Annotated in this window: 16 protein-coding genes and 1 riboswitch; of the genes, 7 read left to right on the plus strand and 9 right to left on the minus strand. The window is 71.1% G+C overall.

From position 1 onward, the window contains the following. Nucleotides 1–203: 203 nt before the first annotated feature. Together IF55_RS10470 and IF55_RS10475 are read left to right on the plus strand one after the other, a co-directional pair. Nucleotides 204–1,094, plus strand: coding sequence for a hypothetical protein (locus tag IF55_RS10470; RefSeq protein WP_245661142.1), 891 nt, complete (start codon nt 204–206; stop codon nt 1,092–1,094). 65 nt (nt 1,095–1,159) lie between these two features. After that, entirely contained in the window at nt 1,160–1,738 is a 579-nt protein-coding gene (locus tag IF55_RS10475) for a Uma2 family endonuclease (protein WP_030881175.1), read from the plus strand. Nucleotides 1,739–2,454: 716 nt separating this feature from the next. Here IF55_RS10475 and IF55_RS10480 read toward each other — a convergent pair. Beyond that, nucleotides 2,455–2,700: a hypothetical protein gene (locus tag IF55_RS10480; protein ID WP_245661143.1), complete on the minus strand. Its 246-nt coding sequence runs from the start codon at nt 2,698–2,700 to the stop codon at nt 2,455–2,457. 109 nt (nt 2,701–2,809) lie between these two features. Between IF55_RS10480 and IF55_RS10485 the strand changes: the two genes are divergently transcribed. Then, entirely contained in the window at nt 2,810–3,469 is a 660-nt protein-coding gene (locus tag IF55_RS10485) for a TetR/AcrR family transcriptional regulator (RefSeq protein WP_048831848.1), read from the plus strand. Here the strand turns inward: IF55_RS10485 and IF55_RS10490 are convergent. Further along, nucleotides 3,441–4,019: a TetR/AcrR family transcriptional regulator gene (locus tag IF55_RS10490; protein WP_037964219.1), complete on the minus strand. Its 579-nt coding sequence runs from the start codon at nt 4,017–4,019 to the stop codon at nt 3,441–3,443. The two genes, IF55_RS10485 and IF55_RS10490, sit on opposite strands and share 29 nt — an antisense overlap. Before the next feature lie 114 nt (nt 4,020–4,133). Between IF55_RS10490 and IF55_RS10495 the strand changes: the two genes are divergently transcribed. Beyond that, a complete protein-coding gene (locus tag IF55_RS10495) occupies nt 4,134–5,183 on the plus strand; it encodes a zinc-binding dehydrogenase (RefSeq protein ID WP_030881186.1) in 1,050 nt (349 codons plus the stop codon). 120 nt (nt 5,184–5,303) lie between these two features. Here the strand turns inward: IF55_RS10495 and groL are convergent, their stop codons facing one another. The 4 genes from groL to thrC form a co-directional block, all read right to left on the minus strand. Next, on the minus strand, nt 5,304–6,929 hold the full coding sequence (gene groL / locus IF55_RS10500; RefSeq protein ID WP_030881188.1) for a chaperonin GroEL: 1,626 nt from the start codon (nt 6,927–6,929) through the stop codon (nt 5,304–5,306). A gap of 353 nt (nt 6,930–7,282) precedes the next feature. Further along, a complete protein-coding gene (locus IF55_RS10505; protein ID WP_005315736.1) occupies nt 7,283–7,486 on the minus strand; it encodes a cold-shock protein in 204 nt (67 codons plus the stop codon). Between the two features lie 501 nt (nt 7,487–7,987). After that, entirely contained in the window at nt 7,988–8,266 is a 279-nt protein-coding gene (locus IF55_RS10510; protein WP_030881193.1) for a ubiquitin-like small modifier protein 1, read from the minus strand. A 38-nt stretch (nt 8,267–8,304) separates the two neighbouring features. Further along, nucleotides 8,305–9,597, minus strand: a complete 1,293-nt coding sequence (gene thrC, locus IF55_RS10515) for a threonine synthase (RefSeq protein WP_030881197.1) — start codon at nt 9,595–9,597, stop codon at nt 8,305–8,307. Between the two features lie 17 nt (nt 9,598–9,614). Further along, a riboswitch (SAM riboswitch) is annotated at nt 9,615–9,757 on the minus strand. A gap of 215 nt (nt 9,758–9,972) precedes the next feature. Between thrC and IF55_RS10520 the strand changes: the two genes are divergently transcribed. The 3 genes from IF55_RS10520 to IF55_RS10530 all read left to right on the plus strand — a co-directional run bounded on the left by IF55_RS10520 (nt 9,973) and on the right by IF55_RS10530 (nt 13,705). Beyond that, nucleotides 9,973–10,926 (plus strand): glucosyl-3-phosphoglycerate synthase, encoded by a 954-nt coding sequence (locus tag IF55_RS10520; RefSeq protein WP_030881200.1) that lies wholly within the window; start codon nt 9,973–9,975, stop codon nt 10,924–10,926. 180 nt (nt 10,927–11,106) lie between these two features. Then, nucleotides 11,107–12,558, plus strand: a complete 1,452-nt coding sequence (locus IF55_RS10525; RefSeq protein ID WP_030881205.1) for an alpha,alpha-trehalose-phosphate synthase (UDP-forming) — start codon at nt 11,107–11,109, stop codon at nt 12,556–12,558. 193 nt (nt 12,559–12,751) lie between these two features. Further along, nucleotides 12,752–13,705, plus strand: coding sequence for a cytochrome c oxidase assembly protein (locus tag IF55_RS10530; protein WP_048831850.1), 954 nt, complete (start codon nt 12,752–12,754; stop codon nt 13,703–13,705). A gap of 37 nt (nt 13,706–13,742) precedes the next feature. Here IF55_RS10530 and otsB read toward each other — a convergent pair whose 3' ends face one another. Genes otsB through IF55_RS10545 form a run of 3 tightly spaced genes read right to left on the minus strand, consistent with a single transcriptional unit; the run spans nt 13,743 to nt 16,290 of the window. Beyond that, complete coding sequence (otsB, locus tag IF55_RS10535) at nt 13,743–14,588, minus strand: trehalose-phosphatase (protein WP_030881212.1); 846 nt, start codon at nt 14,586–14,588, stop codon at nt 13,743–13,745. Between the two features lie 45 nt (nt 14,589–14,633). After that, nucleotides 14,634–14,960, minus strand: a complete 327-nt coding sequence (locus tag IF55_RS10540) for a DUF3263 domain-containing protein (RefSeq protein WP_030881215.1) — start codon at nt 14,958–14,960, stop codon at nt 14,634–14,636. 46 nt (nt 14,961–15,006) lie between these two features. After that, on the minus strand, nt 15,007–16,290 hold the full coding sequence (locus IF55_RS10545) for an extracellular solute-binding protein (protein ID WP_030881216.1): 1,284 nt from the start codon (nt 16,288–16,290) through the stop codon (nt 15,007–15,009). Between the last annotated feature and the right edge of the window lie 104 nt (nt 16,291–16,394).

Below are 16,394 nucleotides of genomic sequence, written 5' to 3' on the forward strand. Positions count from 1 at the left end.
TTTCCAAGGAAGGGCTGGGAGGACTTACCCACCCCCCTCCCAACTCCCGCGCGCGGCAGCCGAGATGACTAATCGCGATCGACTTGCCACGGCGTGTTACGGCGGTTTAGCGTTCGCGACAACAAACGGCCCCGGCCGGTGCTAGCAACACACGCCCGGGGCCTGACCCTCAAGATCGTCAATGGCTAAGGAAACCGACCTCAATGGCTACTGAAGACTTTAACGCCGCCTCCTCCCCGACCCCACACCCCATGGCGAGTCCGGGCTACGGAAAGCGCAGCGCACCCTCTCAACTCACCCGTACGGCCCACGACTTCGCGCACCTGCCGCGCCGCGAGGCGTCCGTGGCCGCGTACCTCGACCGGCTGCCGGACGGGGCGGACATCTCCGTGAAGACCCTGGCCAAAGTGCTGCCGGACTACGGGCAATGCGCCCTGCGCACGGCGCTGCGCCGCCTGTCGGAGGCGGGTCACCTGCGCCGCGTCGCCGAACACCACTGGGGCGAGGACGGCAGCCCGCGCTGGGTGACCCGTACATACTTCTCCCGTACGGCACGGGACGACGCGTGGTGGATGGCCTTTTGCGCGGGCAACGTACCCGACGCGGAACCGCCCCGGACCGAACCCGAACGGGCGACGCGCAGCGAGGCGTACGACAGCCTGGCCGCCCTCGGCCGCGCCGAACCCCGCCTGACGCTCTCCGCCAACGACTGCGCGTCCCTGGAGGCGCTGGCCGCCGAGTGGTTCGCGCGCGGGGCGACGCCCGCCCAGTTCCTGCACGCCCTCACCGACGGGCTGCCGCCCGCGATCCGGCACGCGGGCGGCTTCACCCGCGCCCGCCTCATCGAGAAAATGCCGCCCCCGCCGCCCTGGGAACCGGCCGGTACGCGCCCCGCCCCTCTGCGCACCCTCGAATGCACCGTCTGCGGCCTCCCCAACCCCGCCAAGGCCCTGCCCGGCGGCGTCTGCGGCCCCTGCCGAGGCGAAAGCCCCCCGGACCGCCACCCGCCGGCCCTCCCGCCCGCACGCGTACACGCCCACGCCGACAAGGCGCGGGCCGCCGTCACCCGCTCTCCAGAAAGGAGTCACGCATGACCATGATCAAGGAGGGACCCACCCGCACCCGAGGCAGGGCACCATGTAAGGAAGGAGGCGACACCATGACCCCCAGCACCGCGAAGCAGCCCCAAATGGCAGTCGAGGACTTCGAGCAGATCGCCCACGAAGCCCCCGAGACAGTGACGCTCGAATTCATCGACGGAAAGCTTGAGGTCAAGCCGGTGCCCGACGGCGATCACGACGAGATCATCATGTGGCTGCTGGAGCAGTGCATGCAGCAGCAACCAGCGTTGCGGCTGTACCCCGAGCGGGGGCTGCGCGTCGAGACGTACCGCAAGGGCCGCGCCCGCCCGGACGGCGTGCTCGCACCCCGTCGGCACTTCGCGGGTCAGGGCGAGTGGGCCGAGCCCGACGGCATCCTGATGACCGTCGAGGTGACCTCCTACGACGCCGACACCGACAATCGGGACCGCCACGAGAAGCGGTTCGCCTACGGGGACGCCGGCATCCCCGTCTACCTGCTCATCGACCGGGACGCCCACACGCTCGCCGTCTACAGCGAGCTGAAGAACGGCAACTACAAGAAGCGCCTCACGTACGACTACGGCGACACCGTCGAACTGCCCGCCCCCGTCAGCATCACCCTGGACACCGAGGAGCTCAAGGACTACGTGCGCTGATCCGCGTACGTCCGTAACCACCCTTGAGGGCGCACGCGGGCAGGTCGGGCCCGTAGACATGAGCAAGGTGGGCTGCGCCTCCACGCCTCCGGGCCTCCACGCCTCCGGGCAGGGGCTGGGCGGCTGCCGCGTAGGGCGGTATTCGGCGTGGGTGGGTGCGGGTTTCGTCTCGGACCCTTCGGGCCCAAAGCGCCGGCAGCGGGAGGGAGGGGGCAGGCTGGGGAGCGTTCACTGCCTGTCGGATGGGTGCGTGGCTGAGGCTAAGGCCGGCTCCGCTGCGCTCCGTAGCTGGCCGCTGCCGCGATGAGGCGGGGGCGGGCTCTTCGGGTGCGGGCGCGTCTCGGGCCTGCGACCCACCGCAGCCGAAGCGAGGCGGCGAGGCGGCGAGGCGCACTATGGTCCGTTGCCTGCGGGCGAGGTCGCAGCCGGGCCGGTGACGGCGCGCTGCGCTGCGCCTCGGTGCCCATTTCCGCCCGGGGGAAGTTGCCGCCCGTCAAAGACGGGTCCCACGGTTGGGGAAACCCCACTCTGACGACGAGCGCGCCCGGTATGCCCGATGCGTCAGGTCCGCTGTTCAACAGAGTGCGGTTACCGCCCGATTCCGCGCCCCAAAAGGCACTTTTGTCGGGCGGCAACCGCGCCCTACCTACCAGTAGCCAACCGCGGAGAGAGCAGCGGAGCCACACACGCCGCTCCGGCGAGGACGGGGAAGGTCCTTACCGCGTCGCCTTGGCCTTCTTCACCTGGTCAGCCGCCCAGCCCGCCAGCACGACGCCGATGGCCGTGACGGCGAGGTAGCTGATCAGGTGGACCGCGAAGCCGCCGGGGACCCACGCGAGCAGGCCGTAGCGGTCGTGGTCGATCAGGAGCCGGATGGCCCCCTGGCCGCTCAGGGCGACCAGGATCATGCCCAGCACCTGCCACAGGACGTACTTCATCGCTCGTTCCTCCCCGTTGTTCACTGCACCGTTCCTCTTATTGATACGATCGAACCATAACCGAGCGCAACCCCGCCACTAGAGTGGAGCAGCAGTCGAACGGACACCCCTCGCGAGCGCACAAGGACCACCCATGCCCCGACAGGCCGACCACGACCAGCGGCGCCACCAGATCGCCGAGGCCGTCTGGCGGCTGGCCGCCCGCCGGGGGCTGGAAGATGTGACGCTGCGACAGGTGGCGGCGGAGGCCGGGGTATCGGTGCGACTGATCCAGTACTACTTCGGCAGCCGGGACGCGTTGCTGCTCAAAGCGCTGGAGATCCTCAACCACGACGCGCAGCTCCGCGCCCGCGCGCGCGTCGAGGCGCTGGACGACGCGAACACCCCGCGCGGGGTCGTGCGCGGGGTGCTGATGGAGATGCTGCCGATGGACGAGGAGCGGCGGACCCGGCACCTCGTGCACGTGGCCTACTTCGTCCGCTTCCTATGGGACGAGAACCTCGCCCCCATCGCCGCCGAAGCGCCCCCCGAACTCGAACGGCTCCTCGCCGACCTGATCACCTGGGGCCAGCGGGAGGGCCAGGTCCCCGCCGACCTGGACCCCCTCCCCGAGGCCGAGATCCTGCTGGCCACCGCCGACGGCCTGCAAACCACCGTCCTCCTCCGCCAACGCACCCCCGAGCAGGCCCTGGCCCTCCTCGACCGCCAACTCGACCGCCTCTTCAGCGCCGCGCCTGCGCCCACACGGACACCGGCGCCTACGCCTACGCCTGAGAGTCCCGAGGCCCCCTAGACACCCGCGAGCCGGCTTCCACCAAGGCCCGCGCCAGTTCAACGGCCTCAGGAAGGGTGTCGAGCGCGAGGGGCTGCGTGGCGATCGCGCCCTCGTGCAGTACGAGGAGCCGGGTGGCGAGGGCGGCCGGGCGCGGGCAGTCGGCCGCGGCGGCAAGTTCCTCGAACAGGTTCAGCAGCCAGAGCTTCTGGTCCGCGGCGACGCGGTGCGCGGGGTGCGCGGCGTCCGGGAGTTCGGCCAGCGCGTTGATGAAGGCGCATCCGCGGGTATTGGCCGCGCTCCAGGTCCGCAGCGCCTCGAAGGGGGCGACGACGGCCTCGGCGGGGGTGCCGGCGGCGTCGACGGCGGCCTGGACGAGCGCCCGCCACCGCTGGTCGCGGCCCGCGAGGTAGACCGCCACGAGGTGGTCTTTCGAGCCGAACTGGTTGTAAAGGGTGCGCTTGGTCACTCCGGAGTGCTCGGCGATCAGATCCACGCCGACCGCCGTGATGCCGCGGTTGTAGAACAGCTCCTCCGCCGCCGCGACGATGCGGCGGCCGGCCGGCGTCATGGGCCGCGCTTCCTGCACTGTTTCCCGCATCACTCGCCCTCTTCACTGATCGGTGTACGGTGGGAGATGTTCACAGATCAGTATACCCGCGAGGAGGTTCCAACGATGGCGACGATGGTCACGCCCCAGTTCATGCGAGCAGTGCGGATCACCAGGCACGGAGGGCCGGAGGTCCTGGAACCGACCCAGGTCGCCGTCCCCGCCCCGCAGGCGGGAGAGGTGCTGGTCAAGGTCGGCGCGGTGGCCCTGAACAACACCGACTTGTGGACCCGCGAGGGCGCGTACGGCCGTCCGGGAGACCCGAAGGCGACATCGGGCTGGCGCGGCCCGATCGACTTCCCGCGCATCCAGGGCGCGGACGTGGCCGGTCGCGTCGTGGCCGTCGGGGCCGGGGTGGAGGAAGACCTCACCGGCCGCCGCGTGGTCGTCGACCCCGCGATCTACGACGCCGAAGGCCCGGACGCCAACCCGGTGGGCCTGATGGGGAGCGAACGCGACGGCGGATACGCCGAGTACGTGACCGCGCCGGCGGAGCGCGTACACGACGTGACGGACTCCCCGCTCACGGACGACCAGCTCGCGGCGTTGCCGACCGCCTACGGCACGGCGCTGGGCATGATCGAGCGAGGCCGGCTGCGTAAGGGGGACACCGCCCTGGTCTCGGGAGCGTCCGGCGGCGTCGGCCTCGCGCTGGTGCAGATCGCCCGTGCGCGCGGCGCCAGGGTGCTCGCCATCAGCAGCGGACCCAAGATCGACGCGGTGCGCGCGGCGGGCGCGCACGCGGTCGTCGACCGCGCGGGAGACGTCGCCGAACAGCTCCGCGCCGCCGCCCCGGAGGGCATCGACGTCGCACTCGACGTCGTCGCCGGCGAGCTGGTGAGCGAGGGGCTGCCGCTGCTGGCCGAGGGCGGCCGGTGGGTCATCGCCGGTGCGCTCGGCGGATACGGCGTGAGTCTCGATGTGCGCCGCCTCTACCTGCACAACGCCCAGATCATCGGCTCCGCGATGCACACCCCCGCCCACTTCGGCCTCCTCATGGACCTGGCCCGCCGCGCCGAGATCCAGCCCGTCATCGCCGAGGTCTTCCCGCTGGAGGAGGCCGCCCGGGCACAGGAAGAACTCGCCCTCCGGGGGCACGTGGGAAAGATCGTCATGCGGCCGTGAGCGATGAGCGGCCCGGAAACGCCCGAGGGCGGCACCCCCGCGATGGGGATGCCGCCCTCGGTCCGTACAGCTACTCGTACAGCTATTCCTACAGCTGTGGACAGCCGATCCTCGGGAGGATCAGAAGTCCATGTCACCGCCCGGCATGCCGCCCGGAGCGCCCGCCGCGGCGGCCTTCTCCGGCTTGTCGGCGATGACGGCCTCGGTGGTGAGGAAGAGCGCCGCGATGGAGGCGGCGTTCTGCAGCGCGGAGCGCGTGACCTTGGCCGGGTCGATGATGCCCTCGGCGACCAGGTCGATGTACTCGCCGGTCGCGGCGTTGAGGCCGTGGCCCGGGGTCAGGTTGCGCACCTTCTCCACGACGACGCCGCCCTCAAGACCGGCGTTGACGGAGATCTGCTTCAGCGGGGCCTCCAGGGCCAGCTTCACAGCGGCGGCACCGGTGGCCTCGTCGCCTTCGAGGTCGAGCTTCTCGAAGACCGACACGGTCTGGAGCAGGGCCACGCCACCACCGGCGACGATGCCCTCCTCGACGGCCGCCTTCGCGTTGCGAACGGCGTCCTCGATGCGGTGCTTGCGCTCCTTGAGCTCCACCTCGGTCGCGGCGCCGGCCTTGATGACGGCCACGCCGCCGGCCAGCTTCGCCAGCCGCTCCTGGAGCTTCTCGCGGTCGTAGTCGCTGTCCGAGTTCTCGATCTCGGCGCGGATCTGGTTGACGCGGCCCTGGACCTGGTCGCTGTCGCCGGCGCCGTCGACGATGGTCGTCTCGTCCTTGGTGATGACGACCTTGCGGGCGCGGCCGAGCAGGTCGAGACCGGCGTTCTCCAGCTTGAGGCCGACCTCCTCGGAGATGACCGTGCCACCGGTGAGGATGGCGATGTCGCCGAGCATGGCCTTGCGGCGGTCGCCGAAGCCCGGGGCCTTGACGGCGACGGACTTGAAGGTGCCGCGGATCTTGTTGACGACGAGCGTGGACAGCGCCTCGCCCTCGACGTCCTCCGCGATGATCAGCAGCGGCTTGCCCGACTGCATGACCTTCTCCAGCAGCGGAAGGAGGTCCTTCACGTTGCCGATCTTGGAGTTGACGATCAGGATGTACGGGTCGTCGAGCGACGCCTCCATACGCTCCATGTCGGTGGCGAAGTAGGCGGAGATGTAGCCCTTGTCGAAGCGCATGCCTTCGGTGAGCTCAAGCTCCAGGCCGAAGGTCTGCGACTCCTCGACCGTGATGACGCCTTCCTTGCCGACCTTGTCCATGGCCTCGGCGATCAGCTCGCCGATCTGGGTGTCGGCGGCGGAGATGGAGGCGGTCGAAGCGATCTGCTCCTTGGTCTCCACGTCCTTGGCCTGCTCCAGCAGGGCGGCGGAGACGGCCTCGACGGCCTTCTCGATGCCGCGCTTGAGGGCCATCGGGTTGGCGCCGGCGGCTACGTTGCGCAGGCCCTCGCGGACCAGCGCCTGCGCCAGGACGGTCGCGGTCGTCGTGCCGTCACCGGCGACGTCGTCCGTCTTCTTGGCGACCTCCTTGACCAGCTCGGCACCGATCTTCTCGTACGGGTCCTCAAGCTCGATCTCCTTGGCGATGGACACGCCATCGTTGGTGATCGTGGGGGCACCCCACTTCTTCTCGAGGACGACGTTGCGACCCTTGGGGCCCAGGGTCACCTTGACGGCGTCGGCGAGCTGGTTCATGCCGCGCTCGAGGCCGCGCCGTGCCTCCTCGTCGAACGCGATGATCTTGGCCATGTGAAGTGGTCCTCCCGGACAGAAGCGGGTCCCCCCTACCCCTTGTAGAGCCTGGGGGAGCATTGCTCCGGATCGCGCTGGCGCCCGCGACGGACGGTCTGCAACCCTTGTGGTTCCTTGCCCCACCGGGGTGCGGACCTCACCGGCCCGATCCAAGTTCTGTCACTCTCACTGGGAGAGTGCTAAGCCCAATGATTAGCACTCGCCCCCCTTGAGTGCAAGCGGCTTCACAGAGCCGGGGCACGATCCGGAGGCCGCCGGGACGCGGTCCGGACCCTGGGCGCACGAAGGGCCCGTACCCCGGAAGGTACGGGCCCCACACGTGAGTGAGCCGGTGGTCGATCGCGCCGAGATCAGACGGCGAGCTTGACCATGTCCGCCTGCGGCCCCTTCTGGCCCTGCGAGATCTCGAACTCGACTCGCTGACCCTCCTCGAGGGTGCGGTAGCCGTCCATCTGAATCGCGCTGTAGTGGACGAATACATCCGCACCACCGTCGACCGCGATGAAGCCGTACCCCTTCTCCGCGTTGAACCATTTGACGGTGCCCTGAGCCATGCCTAACTCCCCTATTACTGGCCCTTGCGCAGGACCGCACTTCGCGGACCCGGGTCAGACCTCACCCCCTGACAGGTGGGGGTGTGCGCCGGAACGCGTCGACCGCGGCTGAATGTATCTGCACGGATGCCGTCTGCAACAGGTCAATCGGACGAGAATTCCGGCGGTGGCCGACCGGCGGTATCGGGGCGATCACCAGCAATCCAGGACAAGCCGGGCCGGGCATAGCGCAACATAACCGACAAATCGCACACAGTCTTTGCCCGTAACTTGACGGGTTCTCATATGCGTTCGGCACTCACGCCGGAGGGGGATCGTCCTCAACTGTATCGCCATTCAACTGACGGAATCGCCCCGTCCGTTTCCGGCCGGGGCGATTCGGGGACGATCCGGGGGCGATCCGCGGGCGCGTCCGGGTGTGCAGTCCGGACCGGCGCGGTAGGGGGTCGGGGCCGGGCTGCCCGTAACCGGTACGGCCGAGGGGTACGGGCGGAGCCGGCGTCAGCAGCCGCCCGCGACCGCCGGGATGATCGAGACGCCCGCGCCGTCCGGCGTCGCCGTCTCAAGGCCCTGCTCGAAGCGCACGTCGTCGTCGTTGAGGTACACGTTCACGAAGCGGCGCAGCTTCCCGGAGTCGTCCAGCAGCCGCGCGGCGATGCCCGGGTGGTTCCGCTCCAGGGAGTCGATGACCTCGGCGATGGTCGCGCCCTCGGCCGGCACCTCGGCCTGGCCGCCGGTGTACGTGCGCAGAATGGTAGGAATTCGAACGTTGACGCTCATGGCGGTTGGTTCCCTTCGGTGGTGGACGGGTGGGGGTGTCAGCCGGCCAGGCCAGCCGCGCGGAACGCCTCCAGGCTGGGGCGGATCGTGGCCGTGGGCCCGGTCGTCGGCGCCACCGCGTCCAGCGTCTTGAGGCCGTCGCCGGTGTTCAGGACGACCGTGGTCAGGGCCGGGTCGATCAGCCCGTTCTCGATCAGCTTCTTGGTGACGCCGACCGTCACGCCGCCCGCGGTCTCCGCGAAGACGCCCTCCGTACGGGCCAGCAGCTTGATCGCGTCCACCACCTGCGCGTCATTGACGTCCTCGACCGCGCCGCCGGTGCGCCGGGCGATGTCGAGCACGTACGGGCCGTCCGCCGGGTTGCCGATGGCGAGGGACTTGGCGATGGTGTCCGGCTTCTGCGGCCGTACGACGTCGTGGCCCGCCTTGAAGGCCGTCGAGACCGGCGAGCACCCCTCGGCCTGGGCGCCGAAGATCTTGTACGGGCGGTCCTCGACCAGCCCGAGCCGGATCAGCTCCTTGAGCCCCTTGTCGATCTTGGTGAGCTGGGAGCCGGACGCGATCGGGATGACGATCTGGTCCGGGAGCCGCCAGCCGAGCTGTTCGCAGATCTCGTACGCGAGGGTCTTGGAGCCCTCGCCGTAGTACGGGCGCAGGTTGACGTTGACGAAGCCCCAGCCCTCGCCCGCCGGGTCGCCGATGAGCTCGGAGCAGAACCGGTTGACGTCGTCGTAGTTGCCCTCGATGCCGACCAGTTCGCCGCCGTAGACCGCGGCCATGACGACCTTGCCCTGCTCCAGGTCGTGCGGGATGAAGACGCAGGAGCGGAAGCCGGAGCGGGCCGCCGCGGCGCCGACCGCGCCCGCGAGGTTGCCGGTCGAGGAGCAGGAGAGGGTGGTGAAGCCGAAGGCGCGGGCGGCCTCGACGGCGATGGCGACGACGCGGTCCTTGAAGGAGTGCGTCGGGTTGCCGGAGTCGTCCTTGACGTACAGGCCGCCGGTGACGCCCAGCTCGCGGGCGAGGCGGTCGGCCTTGACCAGCTTGGTGAAGCCGGGGTTCAGATTGGGCTTGCCGGCCACGTCGGCGGGAACCGGCAGCAGCGGCGCGTACCGCCAGATGTTGTCGGGGCCGGCCTCGATGCGCCGGCGCAGGGCCTCCGGGTCGCCCGTCGGCAGGTCGTACGCGACCTCAAGGGGGCCGAAACACGCCTCGCAGGCGAAGATCGGGCCGAGGGCGAAGCGCTCGCCGCACTCGCGGCAGGAGAGCGCCACGGCGGGGCCGAGGTCTACGGGGGTGGCGGAAGCGGTGGGTTCTGCGGCTTGCACAGCCATGGAGGCGAGGCCCTTTCTCCTCATCTTCCCCGCGGCGCATCTCGCCGCGAGCCGGAATTGGCACCTTCCCCACCGGGAGCCTCGCGAATATGTCGACGAGACCGGCGGGAGGGTTGCCGGGGCTTCAACGGGCCGTTCCCTCTGCCCCTCTGGATGAGCGGTATGGCGCTGGGCGGGGCCCAGGCGTTTGTCGGCGCGCGACCCCGACATGCGACGGGCATCCGCGTTGTTCAAGACTGTAACCGAAGCCTCGGACGGTCGAGACAGTCGTCCGAAGCGCGAGATGGGTCACATGCGCAGCGCATACAGCTCGCATACGTACCGCATTCGTATCGCGTACGTACCGCATACAGAACGCAGAAGGAGACTTTCGACGTGCTGGAAGAGGTCGAGCACTGGCTGAAGCAGCGCTCCTGGTCCGCCGCCGACCGCCCGCTCGACCAGTTGCTCGCCGCGAAGGGCGCCGCCGGGGCGCGCGGCACGGTGAGCGTCGTGCTGCCCGCCCTCGACGAGGAGGCGACGGTCGGCGCGATCGTCGCCACCATCCGCCGCGAGCTGATGGCCGGGCCCGTACCGCTGGTGGACGAACTGGTGGTGATGGACTCCGGGTCCACGGACCGGACGGCCGCCGTCGCGGCGGCGGCCGGGGCGCGGGTCGTGCACCGGGACGCGGTGCTGCCGCGGCTGCCCACCCTGCCGGGGAAGGGCGAGGTCCTGTGGCGGTCGCTGCTGGCGACCAGCGGCGAGATCGTCTGCTTCGTCGACGCCGACCTGCGGGAGTTTTCCGCCGACTTCGTCTCGGGCATCGTCGGACCGCTGCTGACCGACCCCGAGGTGCACTTCGTCAAGGCGATGTACGACCGGCCGCTCGGCAACGCCGCGGGGCAGGGCGGCCGGGTCACCGAGCTGGTCGCCCGCCCGCTGCTCAACCTGCACTGGCCGCGGCTGGCGGGCTTCGTCCAGCCCCTCGGCGGCGAGTACGCGGCCCGCCGCTCGCTCCTGGAGCGGCTGCCGTTCCCCGTCGGCTACGGCGTGGAGCTGGGCCTCCTCGTGGACGCCCTGCACACCGTCGGCCTCGACGCCCTCGCCCAGGTGGACGTGGGGGTGCGCCTCCATCGCCACCAGGACGGGCAGGCCCTCGGCCGGATGGCCGCCGCCATCTACCGCACCGCCCAATTGCGCTTGGCGCGCGGGCATTTGGTGCGGCCGGTGCTGACGCAGTTCGACCGCGGGGAGGACGGGTTCGTGGCGCGGACGCACCCGATCGACACCGAGGAGCGGCCGCCGATGGCGGAGATACCGGAGTACGTGGAACGCCGGGCGGCGTAGCCCCTGCCGGCGGGCCCGGGCACCGGCGGTGGTGCCACGGCCGGAGTACGTGGCACGCCGGGCGGCGTAGCCCCCACCGCCGGGGCTCGGTCCCCCCGATGGGCGTCGGCTGCCGCTCGGGCGCTGGTCCGGATGGCGTGCGCGCGTTTGAGCGCTCGCGCCAGTGGCTAGGCTCGCCGCATGGCCTCCCAGCACGGTGCCCAGGTCCTGGTCGCGTCCAACCGCGGCCCGGTCTCGTACGCGCGGGGCGACGACGGGTCGCTCACCGCCAAGCGGGGCGGCGGCGGCCTGGTCTCCGGGCTGTCGGCGATCGGGCCGGACGCCGGCGCCGTGTGGGTGTGCGCGGCGCTCGGGGACGGCGACCGGGAGGCCGTACGGCGCTCCGAGGGCGGCCATCTGCCGGCCGACGACACCGGCGGACAGCGCGTCCGGATGCTGGACATCGCGCCGGACGTCTTCGCCGCCGCGTACAACGGCATCGCCAACTCCGTGCTGTGGTTCGTCCACCACCTGCTGTACGAGACCCCGCTGGAGCCCGTCTTCGACGCGGGCTTCCGCGAGCAGTGGCGGGCGTACGAGGCGTACAACGCGGCCTTCGCGGACGCGCTGGCCGCCGAGGCGGCCGAGGGCGCCGCGGTGCTGGTGCAGGACTACCACCTCACGCTGGTCCCCGGCATGCTCCGTGAGCGCCGCCCGGACCTGCGGATCGGCCACTTCTCGCACACGCCGTGGGCCCCGCCGGACTACTACCGGCTGCTGCCGGACGATGTCGCGGCCGAGGTGCTGCGCGGGGTGCTGGGCGCGGACCGCGCGGCGTTCCTGACCCGGCGCTGGGCGGACGCGTTCATCGCCTGCTGCCGCGATGTGCTGGGGGCGAGCGCGGCCGGCGACGGCGGCTCCGTCACCTTCGAGGGGCACACGACGCGCATCGGCGTGCACGGGCTCGGGGCCGACGCCGACTTCCTGCGGAAGCGCTCGCACGAGGCGGACGTCGAGGAGCGGATGGCGGCGCTGCGCGAGCAGATCGGGGGACGGGGCCGCCGGACCATCGTGCGCGTGGACCGCACGGAGCTGTCCAAGAACATCGTGCGCGGCCTGCTCGCCTACCGGCTGCTGCTGGAGCGGCGCCCCGAGTGGCGCGGCGAGGTCGTGCACGTGGCGTTCGCCTATCCGTCGCGGCAGGACCTGGCGGTGTACCGCGACTACACGGAGCGGGTCCAGGCGGTCGCCGACGAGATCAACGCGGAGTTCGGGCGGGAGGGCTGGCAGCCGGTCGCGCTGCACGTCAAGGACGATTTCGCGCGCTCGCTGGCCGCGTACCGGCTCGCGGACGTCGCCCTCGTCAACCCGATCCGGGACGGCATGAACCTGGTGGCGAAGGAGGTCCCGGTCGTCTCCGACGAGGGGTGCGCGCTGGTGCTGTCGCGGGAGGCCGGGGCGTACGAGGAGCTGGGCCAGGACGCGATCACGGTCAATCCGTACGACGTCGAGGACACGGCCCGCGCGCTGCACGAGGCGCTGGCGCTCCCCCGCGACGAGCGGGCCGAGCGCACGAAGCGGCTGGCCGCGGCGGCGACGGCGCTGCCGCCGGCGCAGTGGTTCATGGCGCAGCTACGGGCGCTGGAAGGCTAGGGAACCGCTCGGTTCGCGCCGGACCGGGGCCCGCCCGCAGGATCGTATACACACGGGTCTACCGTGGTTGGGCGTGACAGCGACAGCGTTTTCGGGAGCTTCCGCACCCTTGGAACCCTTGGCACCCTTGGCTCCTTTTGCACCTCATGGGGTCACCTCCGCCTCGGCGCTGCCCGAGCCGACGGTCGGGCGCATGATCACGAGCTGGCAGCTCGATCCGTACGCGCTCGTGCTGGTCCTCGTCCTCGGCGGGCTCTACGCGTGGGGCGTGGCGCGGGTGGTGCGGCGCGGCGAGCGGTGGCCGGTGGCGCGCGGCGCGGCGTTCGCCGTCATCGGGCTCGGCGCGATCGTGGTGGCGACGATGTCGGGGCTGGCCGTCTACGACCATGTGCTGTTCTGGCCGGCCGCCGTGCAGAACATCGTCCTCGACCTGATCGGCCCGCTCGGCCTCGCCCTGGGCGACCCGCTGTCGCTGGCGGCGCGGGCCCTGCCGCCGGAGGGCCGCGCGGCGCGCCGCCTCCAGGGGGCGATCAGCGGGCGCGTACTGCGCGTACTGACGTTCCCGCTGGTCAGCACGGCGCTGGTGTTCGCCTCCGAGATGCTGATCTACTTCACGCCGTACTTCGAGACGGCGCTGCGCCGCGACGCGCTGCACGAGCTGATGTATCTGCAACTGCTGGTCGTGGGCACCCTGTTCGTGCTGCCCATGCTCACCCGGCAGGACCTCCTCCCCTCCTGGTGCGGCCACCCGCTCCGGGCGGCGTTCATCTTCGTCGACGGCATCGTGGACGCCCTCCCCGGCCTCGTCGTCATGACCAGCGGCACCCTCGTCGCCGGCGGTTGGTACGCGGCCCAGGACCGCCCCTGGGGCCCGAGCCTGGAACGCGACCAGTTCATCGGCGGCGGCGCGATGATGACGATCGCCGAACTCGTCGGCCTGCCCTTCATCATCGCCGTCTTCGTCGAATGGGTACGCGCCGAACGCCTCAAAACCGCCGAACTCGACGCCCGCCTCGACCGCGAACTAGAACACCACCCGGCCCCACAAACCTCCACCCCCACCACCGCCCCCGAACCCCAACTCACCCGCCCCTGGTGGGAAACCGACCAGGGCATCGTGGGCGAACGCTTCCGCAACGGGGGGTGAGGGACCCTCAGGCCGCCGTACCCGGTGAGCGCGCGGTTCAGTCCGCGCCGAGGCGGTCCGCCAGGGATTGGAGGAGGGTGACGACGCCGCGGGGGCCGTCTACGACGAGGTCGGCTCGGTCGGCCAGTTCGGTGACTTCGGTGCTGCCGCTGCAGACGAGGAGGCCGGGGACGCCCTCGGTGCGGAGTTTGTCGACGGCGGCGAAGGCGGCGAGGTCGCCGAGGTCGTCGCCGGCGTAGAGGACGGAGCGGGCGCGCGTCTCGCGTACGTACTCGGCGAGGGCGACGCCCTTGTCCATGCCCGGCGGGCGCAGTTCCAGGACGTAGCGGCCGGGCTCGACGATCAGGCCGTGGCGCTCGGCCAGGTCGTGGAGCGGGGCGCGCAGCAGGTCGAAGGCGGCCTGCGGGTCGGCGGCGCGGCGGGTGTGCACGGCGACGGCGCGGCCCTTGCTCTCGGTCCACGTGCCGCGCCACGCCCCTGCCGCGTCCAGGACGCCGGGGAGTTCGGCCTGCGCGGCGGCGACCCCGGGGTGCGGCTCCGGGGCCTGTACGGTCCCGGTGGCCGCGTCCCAGCGCTCCGCGCCGTAGTGCCCGAGCACCGTCAGCCGCTCCAGGCCCGGTACGCCCGCGAAGCCGCCGTACCGTACGGCCACGCCCGCCGGCCGCCCGGTGAGCACGGTCACCGCGCCCAGCCGCGGCGCGATCCGGGCGAGGGCGGACACCGCTTCCGGGTGCGCCCGCGCGCGCTCCGGGTCGGCGACGATCTCGGCGAGGGTGCCGTCGAAGTCGAGGGCGACGGCGGCGCGTTCCGGAGCTTCGAGGAACGCGGCGAGGCCGTCGCGTCCGGCGGGCGTCACGGGTGCGAGGAGGGGGTTGCTGCCCATGCGGGCGACCCTACCGGGGAGCGGCGCTTCCCCGGCCCGTCGCGGCTACCGCCGTTCGCGCCGGGCCGCCCGTACGCGGCGCAGCCGGTTGACCGTGACCGGGTCGTGGGCGAGGGCCCGTTCGTCGTCGAGCAGGGCGTTCAGGAGCTGGTAGTAGCGGGTCGGGGTGATGCCGAGCCGTTCCCGGATCTCCCGTTCCTTCGCGCCGGGGCCGGGCCACGAGCGCCGCTCCAGCGCGAGAACCGCCAGATCGCGGTCCGAGAGCGGCGGCCGATCCGGACCGGGCTCCCCCGGGCCCTCGGACGGGGGCTGAGACGGCGGCTCGGACGGGGGCTCAGACGGCGGCTCGGACTCCTCGCGCGGGCTGCTCACCCCGCCCACCCTAGTGCCCCCCTGGCAGACATCGCCGGTCACGGCGCTAGCCGTCCGCGTTGTCCGTGGCCTCGGCCTCGCGCTGGAGCTCCCCGAGCACCGACGCCGGGTCGCCGCCCTTCTTCACCGTCGAGCCGATCTTCTCCTTCAGCGTCTTGGTGACGCGCGCCCACGACGTCTTGTCCGCCGGGTAGAACTGCGCGTACTGGAGCTGCTCCAGGAACGGCCAGAGCTTCTTCTCGTCGCCGTCGTTGCGCATCGCCTGGGACGCCGACGTGGTCACCGGCAGCATGTCGTACCGGCGCGTGAAGTCCAGGACGTTCTCCTTGTGGTAGATGAAGTCGAGGAAACGGCCGATCTGCTCGCGGCGGCCGTTCGCCTTGAACCCCATCATCCAGTCGGCGACGCCCATCGTCACCTCGGCCTTGCCGTCGACGCCGGGCAGCGGCGCCATCTTGTACTTGATGTCGCGCGCGTCGGCCTGCCGCATCAGCGTGGGGTGGCCGTTGAGCATGCCGACCTCGCCGCGCGTGAACGCGTCGAAGACCTGCTGCCGGTTGGTGCGGGCGGGGTCGCCCGGCCCCGTCAGCCCCTTGCCGACCAGCTCGTCGCGCAGCCACTCAAACGCCTTGATGTTCTCGGGCGAGTCGATGGTGTACGCGCCGGTGCGGTCGGTGTAGCCGCCGCCCGCGCTGAGCATCCACATCATCGTCTCGGCCTGCGGCTCCTCCGGGCCGAACGGCAGCCCGAAGGGGATCTTCACGCCCGCGGCCTTGAGCTTGGTCGCGGCGGACTGGAGGTCGGCCCAGCTCTCCGGGGCCTTGGTGACGCCCGCCTTGGCGAACAGGTCCTCGTTGTAGAAGAGCAGCCGGGTGCTGGAGACGAACGGCAGCCCGTACTGGACCCGGTGCAGGTCGCCCGCCGCGGAGACCGACGATATGAAGTCGGACTGGGTGGGGATGGACAGCAGTTGGTCGGCGCTGTAGAGCTTGCCGGCCGCGGCGTAGTCGGCGTACGCGCCGATCTGCGCGAGGTCCGGGGCCTGGCCCTCCCGCACCATCTGCGCGAGCCGCTTGTCGACTTCGGTCCAGGGCAGCACGGTCACATCGACCTTGATGCCCGCGTTCTTCGACTCGAAGGCGCGGATGACCTTCATCCAGTATTTCTTCGAGTTGTTGTCGGGCTTGTCGCCGTAGTCGGCCGCGACCAGCTTCAGCGTCACATCGCCCGAACCGGAGCTGTCGCCGCCGCCGCACGCCGCCAGCGTGGACGCCATCGCCGTCGTCGCGGCCCCCGCCGCCGTCAGACTCAAGAACCGCCGCCGCTGCACAGCTACTTCCCCACCTTGCGGATTAATCGGTTTAACCGGTATTGACCGTTGTTGATCGGACTGATCGTTGTTGATCGGTTCGCTCGCGCCCCCGGGAGACCCGC

This window comes from Streptomyces varsoviensis (assembly GCF_000718635.1).
Classification (GTDB): Bacteria; Actinomycetota; Actinomycetes; order Streptomycetales; family Streptomycetaceae; genus Streptomyces; species Streptomyces varsoviensis.

Coding starts and splice junctions, on each gene's coding strand:
- IF55_RS10470 (WP_245661142.1), top strand. CDS start 204: ATGGCTACTGAAGACTTTAACGCCGCCTCCTCCCCGACCCCACACCCC.
- IF55_RS10475 (WP_030881175.1), top strand. CDS start 1,160: ATGACCCCCAGCACCGCGAAGCAGCCCCAAATGGCAGTCGAGGACTTC.
- IF55_RS10485 (WP_048831848.1), top strand. CDS start 2,810: ATGCCCCGACAGGCCGACCACGACCAGCGGCGCCACCAGATCGCCGAG.
- IF55_RS10490 (WP_037964219.1), bottom strand. CDS start 4,019: ATGACGCCGGCCGGCCGCCGCATCGTCGCGGCGGCGGAGGAGCTGTTC.
- IF55_RS10495 (WP_030881186.1), top strand. CDS start 4,134: ATGGTCACGCCCCAGTTCATGCGAGCAGTGCGGATCACCAGGCACGGA.
- groL (WP_030881188.1), bottom strand. CDS start 6,929: ATGGCCAAGATCATCGCGTTCGACGAGGAGGCACGGCGCGGCCTCGAG.
- IF55_RS10505 (WP_005315736.1), bottom strand. CDS start 7,486: ATGGCTCAGGGCACCGTCAAATGGTTCAACGCGGAGAAGGGGTACGGC.
- IF55_RS10510 (WP_030881193.1), bottom strand. CDS start 8,266: ATGAGCGTCAACGTTCGAATTCCTACCATTCTGCGCACGTACACCGGC.
- thrC (WP_030881197.1), bottom strand. CDS start 9,597: ATGGCTGTGCAAGCCGCAGAACCCACCGCTTCCGCCACCCCCGTAGAC.
- IF55_RS10525 (WP_030881205.1), top strand. CDS start 11,107: ATGGCCTCCCAGCACGGTGCCCAGGTCCTGGTCGCGTCCAACCGCGGC.
- IF55_RS10530 (WP_048831850.1), top strand. CDS start 12,752: ATGATCACGAGCTGGCAGCTCGATCCGTACGCGCTCGTGCTGGTCCTC.
- otsB (WP_030881212.1), bottom strand. CDS start 14,588: ATGGGCAGCAACCCCCTCCTCGCACCCGTGACGCCCGCCGGACGCGAC.